Raw genomic sequence first — 17,445 nt, 5'->3', positions numbered from 1 at the left:
TATGGGGAATCAACGCCCTATAATTAGGATGCCCCCGTCACGATTGAAACCCGGCGACCCTCACGGCCATCAGTTCCAATCTCAGCAACCCGCACCTGTGTCGCGCCCAGAGGGACTTCCGCGGTATTCTCACCGACCACAAGGGTCGAGATGAGATTGCCATCCTGAACCGCATCCACCCGGAACAGGCGGGGCCTAACGGGATCTGGCAGATCCCAGTTGTCGGGAATATCGGGACCGCGTGGAAACCAGCTGACCGTAAACCCGTCATCGTGCCGGACGGCTTGCAGATGCGCGACCGGCCAGGGCAGGCCTGCGACATCCTCGTGAATGAAGGTCTGTGCCTCGCCATGTCCGGCCTGCCACTCAAGAGGAAGGCTGATCTCCTGCATGGAGAGGAGGCCCTGAACGAGCCGTTCATCTGCAACGACGCAGATGGCACCTGCCTCCGCAGCGCTGGCCTGAGAGCCATTGAGCCCCCGCAACAAGCTACCGAGCCGCCAGCGGTCCGGCCCTGTTATCTCAGCGTCTGCGAAACCGAGAAGCTCCCAACCATTCATCCCGTCGACCAGAATACGGTTTGCTCCTGCAAGTACAGCCTGTTCTGTCGCGCTAGCCAGATCCGCTCCCTTCATTTCCAGGTTCAGCTCGTTTGCCCGGTCCCAGCGGCCGGGCAGGCCTTCAGACAGGGGTAGGGTCAGCGTCCCGATCCCGCATGGAGCGGCAAGCGTTGCGCGGACCCGTTTTGCAGTTTCCGCGCCTCCGGCCCGAAGTGTGACCGGCCCGGTCCATGGCGTCGCACTCACTGCTGCCCACGGCCCGCGCCCTGTTTCGGCACCAAGGGCTGGGCCATCAATCAGGACAAGTTCGGGCGCTGCACCCGGCGCTGCAACCTCGCCGGTATCCGGCAGGCCGAGCGTGCGTGCATGCGCGCCTTCCGCCGGTCTTGTCAGGTTCAACTGCCGCAGCAGGCCATCATCGGTGATGTCTGCTACTTCCCAGAGCCCTGCCTGCCCTTCCAGAGCCACAAGGTCGCCCGCGTCCACCCGAATATATTCAGGCGGCAGCGTGATAGAGGCTGAGTCAGGCTCGAGTGCTGCCGCCAGCATATGGTCTGCCAGGCCAGACGCTACGCCCTCAGACAGTACAAGCGGCACAGAAGCCTTGATGGAATAACCGGGATCGCCCTGTGCTGAACGCGCATCGACCGTCGCAGGCGCGTAGCCCCCATCGGCATTGATGTGGCTTAGCTGCAAGTGGCCCGGCTGCTTGTCGAGCAGCTCATGCGTTAGGCTCAAACCGGGTTCAGCTATCCTGTCGGGGTCGATGCTCACGAACTGGCGCGACTGGCTGCCCAGAAACTCGAGCCCGTCGGCACGTTCCAGACAGGTCAGACCGTGCATGGCGCGCAGGGGTTCCAGTGCCCGGCGCAACGGCATGGAGCCACGCAGCACCATCCCTTCCAGCACCCCGTTCACAGAAATATCCGCAACACCGGCTCCGGCCCGCCCGGCCATGTCCTCGATCACTTCATTCACGCCGATCAGCCCCGTCCGGCCATTCAGCCAATGTCCGTAGGCCCAGTTCGGCCCATCGCTCCAGACGTCTTCGCGCGCGGGGAAGTCCGGCCAGGGCCGCCCGTCCCAGGCCCAGATCAGCGCCTGCTCAATAAAAGGCTGGCCCTGCCAGTATGACAGCGCCACCTCCAGCGCGCGACGCTGGTAGACATCATCGCGCTGGCCTGAAGAGTATGGCGGCAAAGCGCTTTCCGAACTCTTCGGATCGTAGAAAAGGTTTGGCGCATTGCCGCCCTTGTCGAGCGCCGGAAACCCGATCTCCATCAGGCGTACCGGCTTCATGCCTGACGCCCAGCCGGTTGGCTGGACATCACGTACACCTGCGGGGCGTTCATGATGGGCATTGGTCCACCAGCCCGCCAGATCCTTCGGGCGGAACACCCAGTCCTCGCCATGCGCGGTATCAATGATGGGCGTGCGGACCTGCCCGTCGCGGTCAGCCTGAGCGGCATAATACCAGTCATAAGCTTCTCCGCCGGCCATCTGGCTTACCAGATAGGCCGGGGCATCGGCTGCTTCATATCCGGCCAGCGCATCGAGATGATCGGCGCCTTCGCGCCAGTCCCCGGCGGGCGGATACCAGTCCACCCCGACAAAATCTACGTCCGGCGAGGCCCAGACCATATCGAGCGGAAACAGCACGTCACCGGTACCGTCGCCGGGCACATAAGCCCCGTATTCCGTCCAGTCGGCAGCATAGGAAACTTTCGTGCCCGGCCCGACAATCGCCTTCACATCGGCCGCGAGCTGGACCAGCCCCTCAACGAAGGGGAAAGCACCGGTCTCATCGCGTACACGGCTCAAGCCCCGCATCTCACTGCCAATCAGAATCGCGTCGACCCCGCCTGCTTCCACGCCAAGGCGTGCATGATGCAGGATGAAATGTCTGAAGCCGAAATCATCGTCGGCACCCAGAAATGCCTCAATCTCGCTACGCGCCGCGGCTGTTCCGTCCGTCTCGCTCGTCATCCGTCCACGCCACGGGAAAGCCGCTTGTTCAGCCCCGCCATACGGGTCCGGCAGACCATTGCCCGGCGGCACGTCCATCAGCAGGAATGGCGACAGTGTTACGGCAATGCCTTCCGCCTTCATTGCCTGGATGCCTTCAATGACGGCCCTGTCGGCAGGTGTGCCGCCATAATTCGCGCTTTCGCCAGACTGGCTCACCAGTTTCGCTGTCGCACGCGTCCTGCCCGCCACCTCCCAGCCATAGGGCACGGTCGCACGCTCACGTGTCTCCACGCCGGGGCGCACACGACAATGGCCAGCGCGCAAGTCATCCCCGAACCAGCCAACCGTCAGTGCGGCTGATTCCACTGCTGGCAAATCGGACGTGAGCTGATCGAGCGAGCGGACGAAATCCGCCTCGCCTGCCGCATTGTTCATGTTCAGCGGTGTTTCGATGCCCGGAAAACGGCGTTCGCGCACAATTTCCCTGCCATAGACGAACTCACCCGAGGCGGGGATGATGTTCACGCCCATGGCTAGCTGGCGCAGCCCGTCATCGCGCTGACTTGCCCGCACCACCTCGAAACTCATTTGCGGCAATCGGTTACCGAAAGCGTCCAATGGCATGTCCTCGAACACGATATAGGCTGTGCCGCGGTAAGCGGGGGCATGGCCCGCGCCTTCAATCGCCTCGATCAGTGGATCGGGCAACTGGTCTTTGCTGCCTTTGTAAAGCCGCCAGTTATAGTCCGACAACGCCAGTATTTCGCCATTCGCCCAGACCCGGTCGATCCGGTTGACAGGGCCTTCCGCAATCGCGACCGCAAAACTGACGGAATAGCTGTATTCAGCAATTTCCGGCCCACCTTTTCCAGCCGATCGTTCATGACGGCGCTCCTTGAACCGCGACGCCCAGATGAGCTGACCGCCGACACGCGCCCGGCCATAGACAGATGCCATCCCGGCCCCGTCACGCGATTCCATCAGGTGTAGCGCTTCGATACGCGGTCCTTCGGCCGCAGGTGTCAGGGCTGCATCGATTGACCGGCCCGCAAGGCCGCCCAGCGCCGAGCCGATCGCCGCGCCCGAAATCTGCTGACCGAGAATATTGATCCCGTTGGGCAAGGCCGCCGATCCGGCGACCGAGCCGACTTGAGAGAGTATGATCTGACCCATTGTCTAATCCTCCAGCCCCGGAAAGGAAAACGCCCCCGCAACGCGCCGCGACCACCAGGGCACGAGCCGTGTCATACAGACCGAGCGACCCCAGTATGCATGGATGATCCGCTCCGGCGCGACGAGGATCGCGCAATGCTTGGCCGGGACGCCAAGCCGCATCCGGAAAAGCAGGACATCTCCCTCCCGCGCATGCCCCGGTGCGGTCTCGTTCAGATGCTGCCGCGCACTTGCCATAAGCAGGTCATCGGCGAGCGCTTCAGCCCAGTCTGGCGTATAGGGAGGCACCGGTTGAGGCTCGGCCCCGCATACTTCCCGCCAGACACCTCGCAAGAGGCCGAGACAGTCCGTGCCCGCGCCTTTGCGGCTTGCCTGATGCTGGTAAGGCGTGCCCAACCAGCTTTCGGCAGCCGCCACAATGTCCGCCCGCCTCATCGCCTGCCTCCGTCATTGCCGTTTCTCGCTGGACCGGCAAGCAGGGCATCCGGGCCGGGCATGTGTGGAAAACCACGGAAGTTCTCCGTATTGGCAAAGACGTCCCGGCACGTGCCGAAGCGCTTGTCACAGCTTTCACCTTCAACACCCGTGAGGCCACAACGCGCATCCCCCAGACGCGCATCACAGTGACGCGAATAGGTCCGCCCCACCGGTCGCTCCAGATCGGCCTTCAGCGAAACGAGTTCGGCCTCAAAGCCAGCTTCGGTGTGCGTAATCTCACTCAGATAGCCGGTCCAGATGAGCACGCCGTGCTTTGGCGCATCCCAGTCCACGCGGTAGACATGTACGCGCGCCCCCGTCCACAGCCCGGCGGCAAGGTCGGCCTCAGTGATCGCCTCAGCCGTCAGCGCGCCCGCCCCCGCCGCGCGTCCCACACGAAGCCCGCCGGCAGTCTCGAACCGGCCGGCATCCAGCGCGGCCCCCGGCAGGTAGGTCTCGCCCTGCCAGACCAGCGGCCGGTCATGATCGCTCACACAGACCGCCTGCCCGTCCTGGCGCACAAGCTTCCAGCAGAGACATGTCGTGAGTAGACCGCGCTCAAGACGCGCGCGGAACGTCTCATCAATCAGTTTCATGACGTCTTCTTCCCTCAGACCAGCTCGACAAGCGGCACACTCACAGCCCGGCCCGCCGCAATGAATTCATGGGTGATGTCCAGCCGGTCGGTATCGAAGCGGACAGGCCAGTCGAATTCGAACCCCGCGGTGACATCGGCACCGTTCTCTGGCGCCATGTCGAACGTGACTTGCCCACTCGCCGCGTCCACCGACCAGCCATCTGCCTTTTCGGCACCATTGATGGCTATGCGGACACTTCCTGAAACTGGCTTGGAAACCGGCTTTACCAGCGGCCCGCAAGCCCTGCTGAGCTGGAACTCCCGTGTCGCGCCATCGCCTGTTCCAACAGGCTGGTCGGTCGCCGTCACATCTCCTCCCGGCAGCGCACTTGAATGGTTGGCCGGATCGCGAAAGCGGAACCCTCGAAGCCGGCCTTGCCGCGCCTCGAAAAAGGCCGACAGCACTGCCAGGTCCGCCAGCGATGACACAGATGTCGACACATCCCAGCGCCGGCGAGAAACTGCCCAGCGCGCGTTGCGCACCTCGGCCCCACTGGCCAGAGCGATGATATCCGTTCGCCATTCCGGCCCACCGCTCGCACCCGGCCCGATGGCAAGCGGGAAGCGCACGTCATCAAACCCCTCAACGCTCATATGAAACGCCCGCCTCGAGAGACAGCCTGCGCGACAGCCTTTGAAATTTCCGATTTCGCGCCCACGACCGTGCCTGCATCCGCCCCCTGACCGACTGACAGGTTCACGGTCATCGCCTGACCTGCCTGGCCTGTGCCTGCCTGTGCGAGCGCGGCCTGCGCTGCGATCCGGGCAAGATCACCAAGGACCGACTGCGCCATGTTCCCAAAATCGAGTTCGCCGCTACGCGCTGCCCTGGATAGCGCCGCCTCGATACTCTGCCCGGCGTCTCCAAACGCCTGTTCCAGCGCTTCTGCGGCTTCCCGGCCCGGTCCTTCCGCCAGCCCGCGTAGTGCTGCCCCGGCATGGCCGAGACTCTCCTCAACTTCGTCCATCAAATCTCTCCTTCCTGTCAGGATATTTCGCCGCCAGCCGTTCAAAGCCCTGTCGGCCCATAACGGTCACCGGCGCGCGTGTGAGCACACGCCACTCCTTCAACGAACAGGCCCAGAAGCTGGCGGGTGTGAGGCCAAGCTGCAGGCCCGCCCGCAGCATCTCAGCCCAAGGCAGCACGGAATGCCTCCGCCACGGCGCGGGCCGCCTGACCTGCATCCACGTTCAGCTCTGCGATCTTCGCCGCCGTCTCCACCTCGCCGCCGCCGCGAAGCAGCGCCGCCAGAAGCGTGGTCAGTTCTGCCGCCGATAGCGTCCGCAATCGCGCCTGCAGGTCTGCCAGTGTGCGGCAGCCGAATGCCGTCTCGATTTCTGCCAGCGCACCGAGCGTCAGACAGAGCCTGCGGGCCACGCCTTCGATCTCCAGGCTCACTTCACCCCGCGCGCCATTCATGCCACCGCTCCGAATACAAGTGCGCCGGCGCTTTGCAGATCGACCGAAAAGGTCGCCTCTCCATCATGCGTGCCGCCCCAGTTCATCTGCGCGATCTGGAACGGTCCGGTGAAGCTGCCAAGCCCCGGCACGATCAGCCGCCAGCGGGCAATCTCTCCGGCAAAGAAGACCGCCCGCATCCGCGTGTCGCTCGCCGCATCCTTGAACAGGCCGCGTCCGCGCACCCGCATCGTCTTGAGGCCCGCCCCGGCCAGCAGCTCGCGCCAGCCTTCCGGACTGTCCGCACTGGTCGCGTCCACCTGCTGCTGGTTCAGTTCAAGCTCGCTGGTGCGGACCCCGGCCAGCGTCACGAAACTTTCCGGCGCCCCGCCATCGGAGATTTTTATCAGGACATCGCGTCCTCTCTGACCCGCCATCAGCCTGCCTCCTCTGTAATGATCCGCACCCGCAGCACACCGCGGAAGCTGCGCAGATCGCGCGCCCGCATCACGTCGGAATAGACCGGCTGGATCAACACGGTGCGCTGGCCCATCAGCGAGAACACCGCCCGCTCACTCGCCGCCCTCAGCGCCCCCAGCGCCGCTTTCGCGCCCGCCCGCCCGTCGTCGCGCGAGCGCACCGACAGCGTCAGTGTATGCGCCTGCCCAGCCTTGCCGGACGTGCCGCGATCCTCGATCTCGTGACGCTCCAGCTCGGCATAGGGAAAAATCGGTTCCGGCGATTCATCATCGAAAATCCGGGCCGGATTACCGAACACGGCCTGAACGTCCGCATCGGCCCGCAAAGCCACAAGGAAGGCCCGCTCCAGCGCCGCCTCGGCAGACCACATCATCCCGTCCGCGCTCATAGCCGCACCTCCCGGCGCGCGGCGATAACCGCTTGCGCTGCTTCAGGCATGGCCGTGCCGCCATCGCGGGCATAGGCCGCCAGCAAGAGCGCCTTCAGCGCCTGCAAAAGATCGCCCGGGATATCATCTGCGTCGCCGAATCCGGTTTCGAAGTCCACCTCGATCCGGCCACCGATGGATACGAGTGGACAGACCTGGGCCGCTTTCAGGTGCAGACGCCCCTCCGTCAGCGCGAAACGCCCGGTGACGTCCATCTCGATGCCATCCGCCTCAAGGATACGCACTGCCAGCAATGTCCCTACCGGACCGGGCCTGAGTGCAATGCCGCGCCGCCACAGCGCCGATGGCCAGGCCGTCCAGCTGCGCCGCAGCGTGCGCGTCACCAGCGCCAGTCCGGACGCCTCTTCCAGCCGCGCCTCGGCGCCCGCCGCCAGTTTCGTGACGAGGCCGTCCTCGCCATCATGGCCGATCCGCAGAAAGGCCTTCACCTCGGCGAGCGGCAAAGCTTCCTCGCCCGGCGGTGAAATCACCGTCAGTGTCATGATTATCTCTCTGTCTGATTGTGCGGAGGCTTGGCACGTCACCCCGGTTCATCCGGGATGACGCGACTAGCCGACTAGAACACCATCACCTTGATCGCGTCGAAGTGCTGGACGCCACCACCCACGCGCTTGGTCGTGTAAAACAGGACGTATGGCTTGGCCGAGTATGGATCGCGCAGCACGCGCGCCCCCTGCCGGTCAGCGATAAGATAGCCGCGCCGGAAATCGCCGAACGCAATCGCCGCATTACCGGTGCCGATATCCGGCATGTCCTCCAGTTCGGTCACCGGATAGCCGAAGATCGACTGGGCCTCGCCATTCATGCCGGGCCGCCACAGATACCGCCCGTCACCATCCTTCAGCTTGCGGACAGCCGCCACGGTACGCCGGTTCATCACGAAGCGACCGTTCGAGCGGAATTGAGACTTTGGCGTCTGGATCAGGTCGATGATCTGGTCGCCAGCATCGGCCACGGCGAAGTCGCCCGGCACCGAGCCGATCTTGCCCCACTCATGGCTCGCTTCGGCAACCACATCATGGCTCAGAAAACCCTTCGGCTTGCCGGCCCCATCGCCGGAGACAAATGCCGCGCTCTCCTGAATGGAAAATGCCGCCTCGACCTCATCGGCCAGCCACTCGTCCACGTCAGCATAGGAATCCTCAAGCAGCGTCTGCGTCGCCGCCGGCATGGCGTAAAGCTCGCCCGCCGGGAATTCGAGCAGGCTGAGTCCCGCCGTGGTCGACTCCGTGCGAGCCTCGGTTTCCCCGGCCCAGGCTGCGCCCACACCAAGGCTCACCGGCTTGCGGAAAACTCCCGACGATGTCTGGCGTACGCTCGCGATCTGACGCATCGGCGAGGCTTGCATAAGGCGCGCTTCTATGAGGCGGTCCAGCTCCGGCGGTGCGGTATAGCCGCCCTGCTCGTCGGTGCCTGCCGACAGTGATTTCACATCCAGCCGCGACAGGCCGCTATCATCACCGGTGCGCAGATAGCGTGCCCAGGCCTGTGAGCGCTCGCCATCGGCTTCAGCAGCAGGCGCCCCCTCTGCCGGGCGCGCGGCCTTCAGGCTCAGCTGGTCGAGACGCCTGTCGAGCTTCTTCAGCTTCTCATCGATCAGTGTATCGGCCGATCCCTTGGCCTCAATCTCGGCAAGCCGGGCCTCATTGGCGTCCTTGTAGGACTCGAAAGCCGCCATAATGTCTGCCGTCAGCGACTTCACATCAGTATCGGCCATCTTGGTTTCCTTGGTCATTCTTTCTCCTGTTCGATTGCTATTCTTCGCTTCGCTCAGGCCATTTGCGCCTGCGCCTTGCTTGTCTTGGTGCCGGTTCAAACTCACGGCTCTTTCCCCCGCTTGCGGGAAAGGTCGGACTGGGGTCAGTTCACGCCGCACGCGCGGCTTCTCCTACGATTGAAAACCTCGCTCGCGGCTGCATCGGCGCGGCCACCAGCGACACCTCCACCAGTTCGACATCCACCAGCAGCCGTCCGCCCTCTGCGCGGGGTTTCCAGAACCGGGGGCGAAAGCCGATCGACAGACCGTCCAGTCCAGCTTTCACCACCGCCTGTGAGCCCTCACTTTCGATCAGCCCCCGCACGAAAAGCCCTCGCCCATCCTCGATGATCCGCGTCCAGCGTCCGGCCCTTGCACCCTGCCGGTGCTGAAGCAGCATCGGCACACCCCCGGCTCTCAGGCTGCGCGCGAACGCCCCTGCCCGCACCACATCCCCGGACAGGTCGGCCACGCCGAATAGCGCGGCATGGCCTTCGATGAGGATGGGATCTGAGCGCCCACTCACTGCGCCACCCCGGCGATCTTGCGTTTCTCGTCCTTCGTCAGAAAGCTTGCCGCCTCGAGCCGTGCCCAGAGCGCCTCACGCTCGGCCGCGAAGGCCGGGACATCCTCCAGGTCCGGGCGCACCGTCACGTCCTCGAACCGGCCCGCCAGCCAGATCGACAGGGCATCCGCCACCTTGGTCACGAGCGGCAGGACCGTCATGCGCCAGAAGGCGGTGTTCGCCTCGCGATAGGTCGCGTAGGTATTGTCGCCCGGAATACCGAGCAGCATCGGCGGCACCCCGAAGGCGAGTGCGATCTCGCGCGCTGCTGCATGACGAGTCCCGGCAAAATCCATATCGGCGGGCGAGAGCGACATCGGCTTCCAGTCGAGCCCACCATCCAGCAGCAATGGCCGCCCGGCATTGTGCTTGCCTGTATGCGCCGCCTCCAGCTCCTCTTTGAGCCTGTCGAACTGGTCCGGCGTCAGCGTTGCGCCCGACTGGCCATAGACAAGTGCGCCGGAAGGCCGGGCCGCATTGTCAATCAGCGCCTTCGCCCAGGCCGCTGCGCCATTGTGCAGGTCGAGCGCCTTGCGCGCAGCAGCCAGCGGAGACAGGCCATAGATTCCATCAGACGGGTGATAGAGCTTGAGGTGAAGCACCGGGCTCCAGCCATCGGCTTCGCGCGGGATGATCCGTTCACCGCGGCGTTGGCGCACCGCCCAGCCGGTCAAAGCCCCTTGCGCATTGGTCTCGGCGCGCACCGTATCAGCCCTGAGCGCGAAGATGCCCCTGGGTGCTGCATCGCCTGCCAGCGTGACCGCTTCGGCCCAGGCATTACCGGTGATCTGGAGATCACCATAAAGCCGCTCCAGCAGCACACGTCCCGCTTCATCCGGCGACGGAGTGGCGATGAGGCTCGCAGCCGCCTCATGATCGCAGGCGAGCGGAATGGAAGCAGCCGCTTCGGCGATCATGCGTACACAGCGATACGCCACCGCGTTTCCGGCATAGCCCTCACGCATCAGCGTTCCCGCATCCATCCGCCCCCAATGGCTGGCTGGCAGGTTCGCCAGCGCCACCAGTCCGGGAGACTGGGAGCGAGTTTCAGGTCTCTGCCAGGGCCATCTCATGCGCTTTCCTCTCCGTCTTCATGTCGATGATCAGGAGATTAGGCAGGCGATGGGCCCGGTCGGACGGATTTAGAAATACCCTTTCAGGACGGGGCCATGCGCGGGATGCAGGGCTGTCAGTCCCCCGCCATCCAGTCCAGCCGCCGGATACTCGGGCTGAAGGGCGGTTCGACCACCAGCGCATCGAGCGCCCAGACCAAAGCATCGACCCGGTCCGGCGAGCCGCGCATGGCTGACGTACCGAAAGTCAGCATCTCGTCTTCCAGCGCCTTGAAGTCGCCGAGATGGAAGACCCGTCCCTGCTCGTAGAGCGCGGCGACCGGCAAGGCGCGTGCCCGCTTCGAAATGCGGGCATGTTGCAGGATCACCGGCACGTCGCACCCCGCCGACAGCAGGATGCTGCGCACCATCTCCCCGCCCTGATTGGCTTCGGCGATCACCCGCCGCGCGCCCACCATGCGTGCCGTCTCCACAACACGCCTCGCCCAGTCCAGCGGGGAAAGCCCGCGCACCGTGGTGTCCGCGAGAATACAGGCCATCACCTGCCCGCCTGGCGGACGACACCGGCCCGCCGCGATGATCCCGCAGGCATCGGCGGACGCTCCCACACTGGCTGGCGGATCGACAGCCACGATGATGTCACTCATCTGCCCTGGCGGCGCCAGCGAACGTGCCTCCCGGAGCTGTGCCCTTGTCCAGAGTGCGCCCTCTACATTATCGAGAAGTTCCCCATCCATCTCCTGGCGCCCGAGCGTGGTCCCGCCATAGACGCGCTCGACATGCGCGAGGAATGCAGATGAAAGATTGGCCGCATTCTCCCCGGTCTTCGCGCGCGTCATGGCAACAGTCGGATCAGCAGCAAGCTGGCGGATCAGGGGCACAGGCTTGGGGGTTGTGGTCGCCACGATACGCGGAGCCGGGCCAAGCCTGAGCGCCATCTGCAACATGTCCCAGACCGCGCCGCCCTCCTTCCAGGCCGCGATCTCGTCACACCAGGCCGCATCGAACTGGGGCCCGCGCAGGCTATCGGGGTCTTCCGCCGAGAAGGCATAGGCCGCCGCGCCATTCGGCCAGACAAGCCTATGTCTGGAGACTTCGTAGACAGGCGCTGTCTCATCCGCGCGCGCGATGCGGCGCAAACCGGACTCGCCCTCGATCATGACTTCGCGTACATCGCTGAAGGTTGGCCCGACGAGCGCAATCCGACGGCATCCACCGAACAGGGCGCTCAGGCGAACCCATTCGGCTCCGGCGCGTGTCTTGCCCGCGCCGCGCCCTCCCATGAACAGCCATGTCCGCCAATCCCCGGTTGGCGCACATTGCGTTTCGCGTGCGCTGAGCAGGAAACTCTTCGTCTCGCCGCCTGCGCTTCTGGTCAGATGCTCATTCTCCATAAAGGAGCTTTAGCCGGACACCCGGCCCGGTCGGACAGATTGCGTCCGGCCCGCCACGCGCTATCATCACAGACTGCAAGGAGGAGACAGCCCATGTTCCTATTTCTGCTGTGGTGGTGCGTGGACGATCACCTTGCCGCCGCCCTTGAGACGCCGGGCCTCGGCACCCTTCCCATCTGGGTGCCGCTTATACTGTCGCTTGCTTTCAGCTTTACCTTCAAGGGTGCTGTCAAGCGCAAGGGCTAGGCCTAAAGGTTAGTGCAGCACACCACTCCGGCTCAGGGCGCGGGCATAGAGCAGGAGCAGAATGGCGACGACAACCAGCACACCATTGAAGATAGCCGCTCCCATACCTGTCACGGCATAGGCATCTGTGAAACCATACCAGTAAACCGTCCCCACCAGCAGGGCGAGTAGCGAAAGCGCGAAGGCCGGTTCGGCCCATTTCAGCTTCAGCAGGAGAAGGATGGACCCGGCCAGTGCGCCAAAGACACCAATCGCCCAGTTGATCACCGCCCAGTCGGGGAAGCTGTAGAAGAAGGCGAGCTGTTCTTCCGTGAACCCGCTCATATAGGGTTCGAAATGTATCTGGGTCATCGTGAAGTCAGCGACACCCATGCCGTTCCAGAGCAATGAGACCACACCCACGACCCAGAGATGCCAAGGTGTCCGACGATGTGCTTCACTTGCTGTATCTGTCATGATTTATCCTCCCCAAAACAGGAGAATAGCGCGTTTTCCTCATACACGCCAGTCAGACGGCATCACGCGCTCTCAGAGAGATATTTCCTGAAAACCCAGGCTGAAGCCCCCGAGGCGACCACCAGCAGGAGTATATGGACTGGATTGACGAAGCCTGCCTCCCTGAACCATGCGGCGGGCAGCAGATAAGCCAGCAGAGGCACCGCCCATACCGCTGGTTCACGCGGCAGCAGATAGGCCAGGCAGAACATCATCGCGCCCGATACCGGGAGCCAGATACGCACAAAGCCGAGGACATCTCCGCCCGCGCCCTGCCCCGCAAATTGCAGGCTGACCAGAACCGCATAGGCGATCAGGAACACGGCCAGCCAGGCAATTCGCAGGATCTTCGTCATTCAGGCTCCGAAACCTTTACAACAAGCTTGCCGAGATTCTTGCCAGTGAACAGGCGCTCAAGCGATGCTGGCGCATTTTCCAGCCCTTCGACAACATCTGTTTCGAACCGCAGCTTGCCTTCCGAGAGCCATTGGCCCATCGCCTGCATACCTTCCGGGAAGCGCTCCATATAGTCGGTCACGATATAGCCTTTGAGCGTCACATGCCGCATCAGGAACATCGCAAAATTATAGGGGCCCGGCACAGGCTCGGTCGCATTGTAGGATGAGATCAGCCCGCAAAGCGGCATACGTGCAAAATCGTTCAGGCGCGGCAGGATCGTGTCCATGATTTCCCCGCCGACATTCTCGAAGTTCACATCGATTCCGTCCGGGCAATGCCTGTCCAGCCCGGCAGCAACATCCTCCTTCTTGTAGTTGATCGCCGCATCGAAACCGGCCGTTTCCGTCAGCCAGCGGCACTTCTCGTCAGACCCGGCAATTCCGACAGCCCGGCAGCCCTGTATCTTGGCAATCTGGCCGACCATGGAACCGACAGCCCCGGCCGCCGCAGAGACGACAACCGTCTCGCCCTTTTTCGGCTTGCCAATGTCCATCAGGCCGAAATAGGCGGTCATGCCCGTCATGCCGAGCGGTCCCATGAAGGCCGTGAGCGGCACGCCGGGAATGTCGGGCAGCTTGTTTACCTCCTCACCGCGCTTGATCATGTAGAGCGACCACTGACCGAGCCCGGAATTGACAACATCCCCCGGCGCCAGACCGTCAAAGCGGCTCTCCTCGACAATCGCGATGCCGCCGCCACGCATTGGATCACCAATCTCGACAGGCGGCATGTACTGGTCCCGGTCCGACATCCAGATACGGTTGGTCGGGTCGAGTGACAGGAAAACGGTCCGGATACGCACCTCCCCATCCTCAAGCGCGCGCACGGGCTCCTCGACGAATTCGAGATCGCCCTCACTGACGTCCCCGACCGGGCGCTTACGCAGCTTCCAGATCTTGTTCGTAACGCTCATGCCTTATCCTCCCTGCTTGGCTATCTGGCTAACATAGGAATGCCGCGCTGGCCTGACGAGACATGACGCCGGGTCTGCCCGCACGGTCTGCCTGGCCTTGCAGGCTGTGGCCATACGGGAACCCCTCAGCCATATCAGGCATTACAGGGCTGCAAGTCCATGAACGGACAGGTGCACAGGTAAATTTGCGGCCGGCAGAAAGCCGGCCGCGCCTGACATTGCCAGTCTCTCCAAAGCCAGAGAAGATCGCCAGCAGCGGCCTAATTCGTGGTGTCCGTTACGGCATCGATCGGGATATCGTAATGGCGCGCGCAGAACTGGCAGTCGACCTTCAGCATCCCATCTGGCTCGACCATCTCGCGCAGGGATTCATCCGACATACCGGCAAGGGTTCCCTTCAGGCGATCTTCATTGCACGTGCAATGATCGTTCAGGAGTTGCGGCGCTTCCATGCGCACGCCACCCTCATGGAACAGGCGGAACAGCAGGTCAGCCGCCGACAATTCCTCCGAGCGCAGCTCTTCAGGCGTCAGCGTGCCAAAGAGGGCCTGGGCCTCCCGCCAGCCATCCATTGTGTCGCCGCGGGCTTCATCCCCAGCGATACGCTGGATCATCAGCCCACCACCATGCCACTCTCCGGCCGCATCGCGGGCAACCGACATGGCCAGGCAAGTATCGATCTGTTCGGATTTCTGGAAATAGTCCTCGGCGCATTCAGCCAGTGAGCCTTTCGCGAGCGGAACAATCCCCTGATAGGGCTGGGCCGTTTCACTGTTGTGCACCATGATCAGACCGAGCGCTCCCATCGGGCCGAACAGCTGGGGCATATGGGGCTTCTCGCCCTTGTTGACCTTTTCCAGATAGGCCCATCGCTCCTGCTCAAAACGCGCATAGGCGCGCACACCGCCATCCTTGCGATACTCTCCGACAAGCATCGAAATCGGCCCGTCGCCTTCAGCCTGCGTCATGACGCGGCCATCGAATTTCAGGCCGGACCCGACCAGCGTCGCCAGCATCATCGCCTCACCAAGGATTTCCCCCAGATGATCAGGATAAGCATGGCGCTGGAGGATCGGCGAAAGGGATTGCCGCCCCATCTTCACAATGCGTCCACTCACGGGAAGCGTGTCGGACGAGAAGCTGGCAACGAAGTCTTCAGGTTGGGATGAAAGGGCGCTCACGGATATCTCCCCTGGATAAACTGATCGCTCATGTGGCGGTCTGACCAGCCAAGGGCAAGCCGGGCGCCTGCAAGTCGGGCCATGAGCAGCAGCCCGGAAGGTATCCGGCAGGCTGAAACTGTAACTTACCCGGGGCTTAATGGCGATCCATCAAATCTGCTCTATCGCCGTAAGGCCGATTTAAAATGACTTCGATACATGCAAACCTGTACTCAAGCGAAGGATCGGGATTTGCTGCACAGCCTGAAATCATTCCTGGCGGTCAGAGAAGACGACAGCGAGCTCAACCGGGCCCGTTACCGCGCCCTGAACCGGCAGATTCCACTGATGTACGGGATCATACTGATCAACATGTTCATGGTCGCCGGCACACACCTGTCGACCGCGCCTGTCGTGCTGACGATGGTGATCCCGGCCATTGTGCTCTTTTTCAGCATTGTCCGCACAAGCATTCACCTTCGAAATCGCAATAAACCTCTAAGCGACGACTACATCACTCACAGTCTTCGGAAGACCGTCCTGCAGACGCCAGTCCTGGCGCTTGTCCTCTCCGGCTGGGGCCTGGCCTTTTACCAGTATGGCAATGCGGAACAGCATGCGCAGGTCGTTTTCTTCATTGGTGTAACCACTTTTGTATGCGCCTTCTGCCTGATGCACCTGCGTCAGTCGGCCATGATGCTTCTCTTCGTCGTTGCCGCAGTAACCTGCATCTTCCTTGTATCCTCCCGTCAGTTCGTCCTGATGGCGATTGCCCTGAACATGGCAGTCATCACACTGGTCTTCGCGACTCTCATACTGCGAAGCGAGCGCGATTTCGCCCATATGGTCGTGCAGGAAAAAAGGCAGAAAAAACAGCACATACGGCTAAAATCCCTGAATGACGAAAACAAGCGTCTCGCCAATACTGACAGCCTGACCGGCCTCGCCAACCGGCGGCAGTTCCTTGCCGAGATAGACAGATGCGTCCTTCAGCATGAGCGCGACAGCAGCGAATTCGTGGTCGCCCTGCTCGACCTGGATGGCTTCAAACCGGTCAATGACGTGTTCGGCCATCCGGCCGGTGATCAGGTTCTCATACAGACGGCAGACCGCCTGACCGGCCTGTTCGACGCTCAGCAAGTCACAGTAGCCCGCCTCGGCGGCGACGAATTCGGCCTGCTGATACGCACCCCCGGCGCCGATGAGGACGTCATGGCCATGGCCAATGCAGCCTGTCAGAAGCTGCGGGAGACCTACCGTTTCGAGGAAGGCTCTGCCAATCTCAGCGCGACGGCGGGCATGGCCCGCTTCCCGGCAGCGGCCAACACGCGCAGCCTGCTCTTCGACCGTGCTGACTACGCGCTCTATTTTGCCAAACAGAATTCCAAGTCAGAGCCGGTCTTCTTCTCGCATGAGCATGAACGCCTGATCTTTGCCAACAGCGCCCTGGAGCAGGCGCTCCGCCATGCGGACCTGGAAAAGGAGATGTCGGTCGAATTCCAGCCTGTCCTGGATCTTGAGCGAGGTCACACAAAAGGGCTTGAAGCCCTTGCCCGCTGGTACAGTCCGACGCTTGGCCGAATTCGCCCGGACCTGTTCATAAAGGCTGCGGAAAACATCGGCATGATCGGGCGCCTGACCGAAGTCCTGTTCCGCAAGGCCGTCGCCGAAGCCCGGCACTGGCCCGGTGAACTTACGCTCAGCTTCAACCTGTCTGCCACAAGCCTGACCTCGACAGGCCCGATCATGCGACTGCTCTCCATTGCCGACCAGGCCGGTCTCCCGATGAACCGACTGATTTTCGAGATCACGGAATCAGCGGTGATGAATGATTTCGACAGCTCTATGGAAGTGCTCAACCATATTCGCAGCTCCGGTGCGCATGTCGCGATTGACGATTTCGGAACAGGCTTCTCCAGTCTCGCCTATGTCCACCGCCTGCCAATCGACATCCTGAAAGTCGACCGCAGTTTCATCCGCGACCTCACACTGAATTCGCGCAGCGCTAACGTCCTGCGTTCCATACTCAGCCTGTGCGAAAATCTAGAGATCGGTTGTATCGTCGAAGGCGTCGAGACACAGGAACAGTTCGACCTTGTCTGCGACCTCGGCGGCCAGCTCATACAGGGCTATTATTATTCCAAGCCGCTGTCGGCCGGCGACACGCACATGGTCCTCCAGATCGAGGCAGAGACACGTCTGTCCCCGCCGGGCAGCCAGGCGGCTGGATAATCCCGGCGCC

Annotated in this window: 20 protein-coding genes; 2 read left to right on the top strand and 18 right to left on the bottom strand. The window is 62.8% G+C overall.

The annotated features are described in order from the left end of the window. Window positions 1-23: 23 nt before the first annotated feature. The 14 genes from Q1K31_RS11020 to Q1K31_RS10955 form a co-directional block, all read right to left on the bottom strand. The gene (locus Q1K31_RS11020) at window positions 24-3,701 is read right to left on the bottom strand and encodes a glycoside hydrolase/phage tail family protein (protein ID WP_300379344.1); all 3,678 of its coding nucleotides are present in this window, start codon (window positions 3,699-3,701) and stop codon (window positions 24-26) included. A gap of 3 nt (window positions 3,702-3,704) precedes the next feature. Beyond that, complete coding sequence (locus Q1K31_RS11015; protein ID WP_300379342.1) at window positions 3,705-4,136, bottom strand: NlpC/P60 family protein; 432 nt, start codon at window positions 4,134-4,136, stop codon at window positions 3,705-3,707. Then, on the bottom strand, window positions 4,133-4,774 hold the full coding sequence (locus tag Q1K31_RS11010) for a DUF2163 domain-containing protein (protein WP_300379340.1): 642 nt from the start codon (window positions 4,772-4,774) through the stop codon (window positions 4,133-4,135). The genes Q1K31_RS11015 and Q1K31_RS11010 overlap by 4 nt, the downstream gene beginning before the upstream one ends. Before the next feature lie 14 nt (window positions 4,775-4,788). After that, on the bottom strand, window positions 4,789-5,409 hold the full coding sequence (locus Q1K31_RS11005) for a DUF2460 domain-containing protein (RefSeq protein ID WP_300379339.1): 621 nt from the start codon (window positions 5,407-5,409) through the stop codon (window positions 4,789-4,791). After that, window positions 5,406-5,783 carry a phage tail tape measure C-terminal domain-containing protein gene (locus Q1K31_RS11000; protein WP_300379337.1) on the bottom strand — a complete coding sequence of 126 codons (378 nt, stop codon included), beginning with the start codon at window positions 5,781-5,783 and terminating at the stop codon, window positions 5,406-5,408. Before Q1K31_RS11000 ends, Q1K31_RS11005 begins: the two co-directional genes overlap by 4 nt. After that, window positions 5,770-5,961 carry a phage tail assembly chaperone gene (locus Q1K31_RS10995; RefSeq protein WP_300379335.1) on the bottom strand — a complete coding sequence of 64 codons (192 nt, stop codon included), beginning with the start codon at window positions 5,959-5,961 and terminating at the stop codon, window positions 5,770-5,772. The genes Q1K31_RS11000 and Q1K31_RS10995 overlap by 14 nt, the downstream gene beginning before the upstream one ends. Continuing rightward, window positions 5,945-6,235, bottom strand: coding sequence for a GTA-gp10 family protein (locus tag Q1K31_RS10990; protein WP_300379333.1), 291 nt, complete (start codon window positions 6,233-6,235; stop codon window positions 5,945-5,947). The genes Q1K31_RS10995 and Q1K31_RS10990 overlap by 17 nt, the downstream gene beginning before the upstream one ends. Continuing rightward, a complete protein-coding gene (locus Q1K31_RS10985; RefSeq protein WP_300379331.1) occupies window positions 6,232-6,651 on the bottom strand; it encodes a phage major tail protein, TP901-1 family in 420 nt (139 codons plus the stop codon). Before Q1K31_RS10985 ends, Q1K31_RS10990 begins: the two co-directional genes overlap by 4 nt. Then, window positions 6,651-7,067: a DUF3168 domain-containing protein gene (locus tag Q1K31_RS10980; protein ID WP_300379329.1), complete on the bottom strand. Its 417-nt coding sequence runs from the start codon at window positions 7,065-7,067 to the stop codon at window positions 6,651-6,653. Before Q1K31_RS10980 ends, Q1K31_RS10985 begins: the two co-directional genes overlap by 1 nt. An 11-nt stretch (window positions 7,068-7,078) precedes the next feature. Further along, a complete protein-coding gene (locus Q1K31_RS10975) occupies window positions 7,079-7,624 on the bottom strand; it encodes a hypothetical protein (protein WP_300379328.1) in 546 nt (181 codons plus the stop codon). Window positions 7,625-7,698: 74 nt separating this feature from the next. Then, window positions 7,699-8,877 carry a phage major capsid protein gene (locus Q1K31_RS10970; protein ID WP_300379326.1) on the bottom strand — a complete coding sequence of 393 codons (1,179 nt, stop codon included), beginning with the start codon at window positions 8,875-8,877 and terminating at the stop codon, window positions 7,699-7,701. A 130-nt stretch (window positions 8,878-9,007) separates the two neighbouring features. Continuing rightward, a complete protein-coding gene (locus Q1K31_RS10965; protein ID WP_300379324.1) occupies window positions 9,008-9,424 on the bottom strand; it encodes an HK97 family phage prohead protease in 417 nt (138 codons plus the stop codon). After that, window positions 9,421-10,536: a phage portal protein gene (locus tag Q1K31_RS10960; protein ID WP_300379322.1), complete on the bottom strand. Its 1,116-nt coding sequence runs from the start codon at window positions 10,534-10,536 to the stop codon at window positions 9,421-9,423. The genes Q1K31_RS10965 and Q1K31_RS10960 overlap by 4 nt, the downstream gene beginning before the upstream one ends. Before the next feature lie 116 nt (window positions 10,537-10,652). Then, window positions 10,653-11,930, bottom strand: a complete 1,278-nt coding sequence (locus tag Q1K31_RS10955; RefSeq protein WP_300379320.1) for a terminase family protein — start codon at window positions 11,928-11,930, stop codon at window positions 10,653-10,655. Between the two features lie 93 nt (window positions 11,931-12,023). Between Q1K31_RS10955 and Q1K31_RS10950 the strand changes: the two genes are divergently transcribed. Continuing rightward, on the top strand, window positions 12,024-12,176 hold the full coding sequence (locus Q1K31_RS10950) for a hypothetical protein (RefSeq protein WP_300379318.1): 153 nt from the start codon (window positions 12,024-12,026) through the stop codon (window positions 12,174-12,176). 9 nt (window positions 12,177-12,185) lie between these two features. On the opposite strand, the gene Q1K31_RS10945 is transcribed toward Q1K31_RS10950, so the two are convergent. The 4 genes from Q1K31_RS10945 to Q1K31_RS10930 form a co-directional block, all read right to left on the bottom strand. Then, on the bottom strand, window positions 12,186-12,632 hold the full coding sequence (locus Q1K31_RS10945; RefSeq protein WP_300379316.1) for a hypothetical protein: 447 nt from the start codon (window positions 12,630-12,632) through the stop codon (window positions 12,186-12,188). Window positions 12,633-12,694: 62 nt separating this feature from the next. Continuing rightward, complete coding sequence (locus Q1K31_RS10940; RefSeq protein WP_300379314.1) at window positions 12,695-13,027, bottom strand: hypothetical protein; 333 nt, start codon at window positions 13,025-13,027, stop codon at window positions 12,695-12,697. Beyond that, window positions 13,024-14,043, bottom strand: coding sequence for an NADP-dependent oxidoreductase (locus tag Q1K31_RS10935; RefSeq protein WP_300379312.1), 1,020 nt, complete (start codon window positions 14,041-14,043; stop codon window positions 13,024-13,026). Before Q1K31_RS10935 ends, Q1K31_RS10940 begins: the two co-directional genes overlap by 4 nt. 260 nt (window positions 14,044-14,303) lie before the next feature. After that, complete coding sequence (locus Q1K31_RS10930) at window positions 14,304-15,224, bottom strand: Hsp33 family molecular chaperone HslO (RefSeq protein ID WP_300379310.1); 921 nt, start codon at window positions 15,222-15,224, stop codon at window positions 14,304-14,306. 231 nt (window positions 15,225-15,455) lie between these two features. Between Q1K31_RS10930 and Q1K31_RS10925 the strand changes: the two genes are divergently transcribed. After that, entirely contained in the window at window positions 15,456-17,435 is a 1,980-nt protein-coding gene (locus tag Q1K31_RS10925) for an EAL domain-containing protein (protein ID WP_300379308.1), read from the top strand. Window positions 17,436-17,445: the final 10 nt, after the last annotated feature.

The sequence above is a fragment of the Henriciella sp. genome, assembly GCF_029936995.1.
Classification (GTDB): domain Bacteria; phylum Pseudomonadota; class Alphaproteobacteria; order Caulobacterales; family Hyphomonadaceae; genus Henriciella.
The sequence above is the reverse complement of the archived record's forward strand: the minus strand, read 5'-3'. Positions and strand labels throughout refer to the sequence as shown.

What these genes read in the sequence shown, in the direction of transcription:
- Q1K31_RS10970 (WP_300379326.1), bottom strand. Translation starts at nt 8,877, where the DNA reads ATGACCAAGGAAACCAAGATGGCCGATACTGATGTGAAGTCGCTGACG.
- Q1K31_RS10945 (WP_300379316.1), bottom strand. Translation starts at nt 12,632, where the DNA reads ATGACAGATACAGCAAGTGAAGCACATCGTCGGACACCTTGGCATCTC.
- Q1K31_RS10950 (WP_300379318.1), top strand. Translation starts at nt 12,024, where the DNA reads ATGTTCCTATTTCTGCTGTGGTGGTGCGTGGACGATCACCTTGCCGCC.
- Q1K31_RS11015 (WP_300379342.1), bottom strand. Translation starts at nt 4,136, where the DNA reads ATGAGGCGGGCGGACATTGTGGCGGCTGCCGAAAGCTGGTTGGGCACG.
- Q1K31_RS11010 (WP_300379340.1), bottom strand. Translation starts at nt 4,774, where the DNA reads ATGAAACTGATTGATGAGACGTTCCGCGCGCGTCTTGAGCGCGGTCTA.
- Q1K31_RS10960 (WP_300379322.1), bottom strand. Translation starts at nt 10,536, where the DNA reads ATGAGATGGCCCTGGCAGAGACCTGAAACTCGCTCCCAGTCTCCCGGA.
- Q1K31_RS10935 (WP_300379312.1), bottom strand. Translation starts at nt 14,043, where the DNA reads ATGAGCGTTACGAACAAGATCTGGAAGCTGCGTAAGCGCCCGGTCGGG.
- Q1K31_RS10990 (WP_300379333.1), bottom strand. Translation starts at nt 6,235, where the DNA reads ATGAATGGCGCGCGGGGTGAAGTGAGCCTGGAGATCGAAGGCGTGGCC.
- Q1K31_RS10975 (WP_300379328.1), bottom strand. Translation starts at nt 7,624, where the DNA reads ATGACACTGACGGTGATTTCACCGCCGGGCGAGGAAGCTTTGCCGCTC.
- Q1K31_RS10985 (WP_300379331.1), bottom strand. Translation starts at nt 6,651, where the DNA reads ATGGCGGGTCAGAGAGGACGCGATGTCCTGATAAAAATCTCCGATGGC.
- Q1K31_RS10940 (WP_300379314.1), bottom strand. Translation starts at nt 13,027, where the DNA reads ATGACGAAGATCCTGCGAATTGCCTGGCTGGCCGTGTTCCTGATCGCC.
- Q1K31_RS11000 (WP_300379337.1), bottom strand. Translation starts at nt 5,783, where the DNA reads ATGGACGAAGTTGAGGAGAGTCTCGGCCATGCCGGGGCAGCACTACGC.
- Q1K31_RS11005 (WP_300379339.1), bottom strand. Translation starts at nt 5,409, where the DNA reads ATGAGCGTTGAGGGGTTTGATGACGTGCGCTTCCCGCTTGCCATCGGG.
- Q1K31_RS11020 (WP_300379344.1), bottom strand. Translation starts at nt 3,701, where the DNA reads ATGGGTCAGATCATACTCTCTCAAGTCGGCTCGGTCGCCGGATCGGCG.
- Q1K31_RS10955 (WP_300379320.1), bottom strand. Translation starts at nt 11,930, where the DNA reads ATGGAGAATGAGCATCTGACCAGAAGCGCAGGCGGCGAGACGAAGAGT.
- Q1K31_RS10980 (WP_300379329.1), bottom strand. Translation starts at nt 7,067, where the DNA reads ATGATGTGGTCTGCCGAGGCGGCGCTGGAGCGGGCCTTCCTTGTGGCT.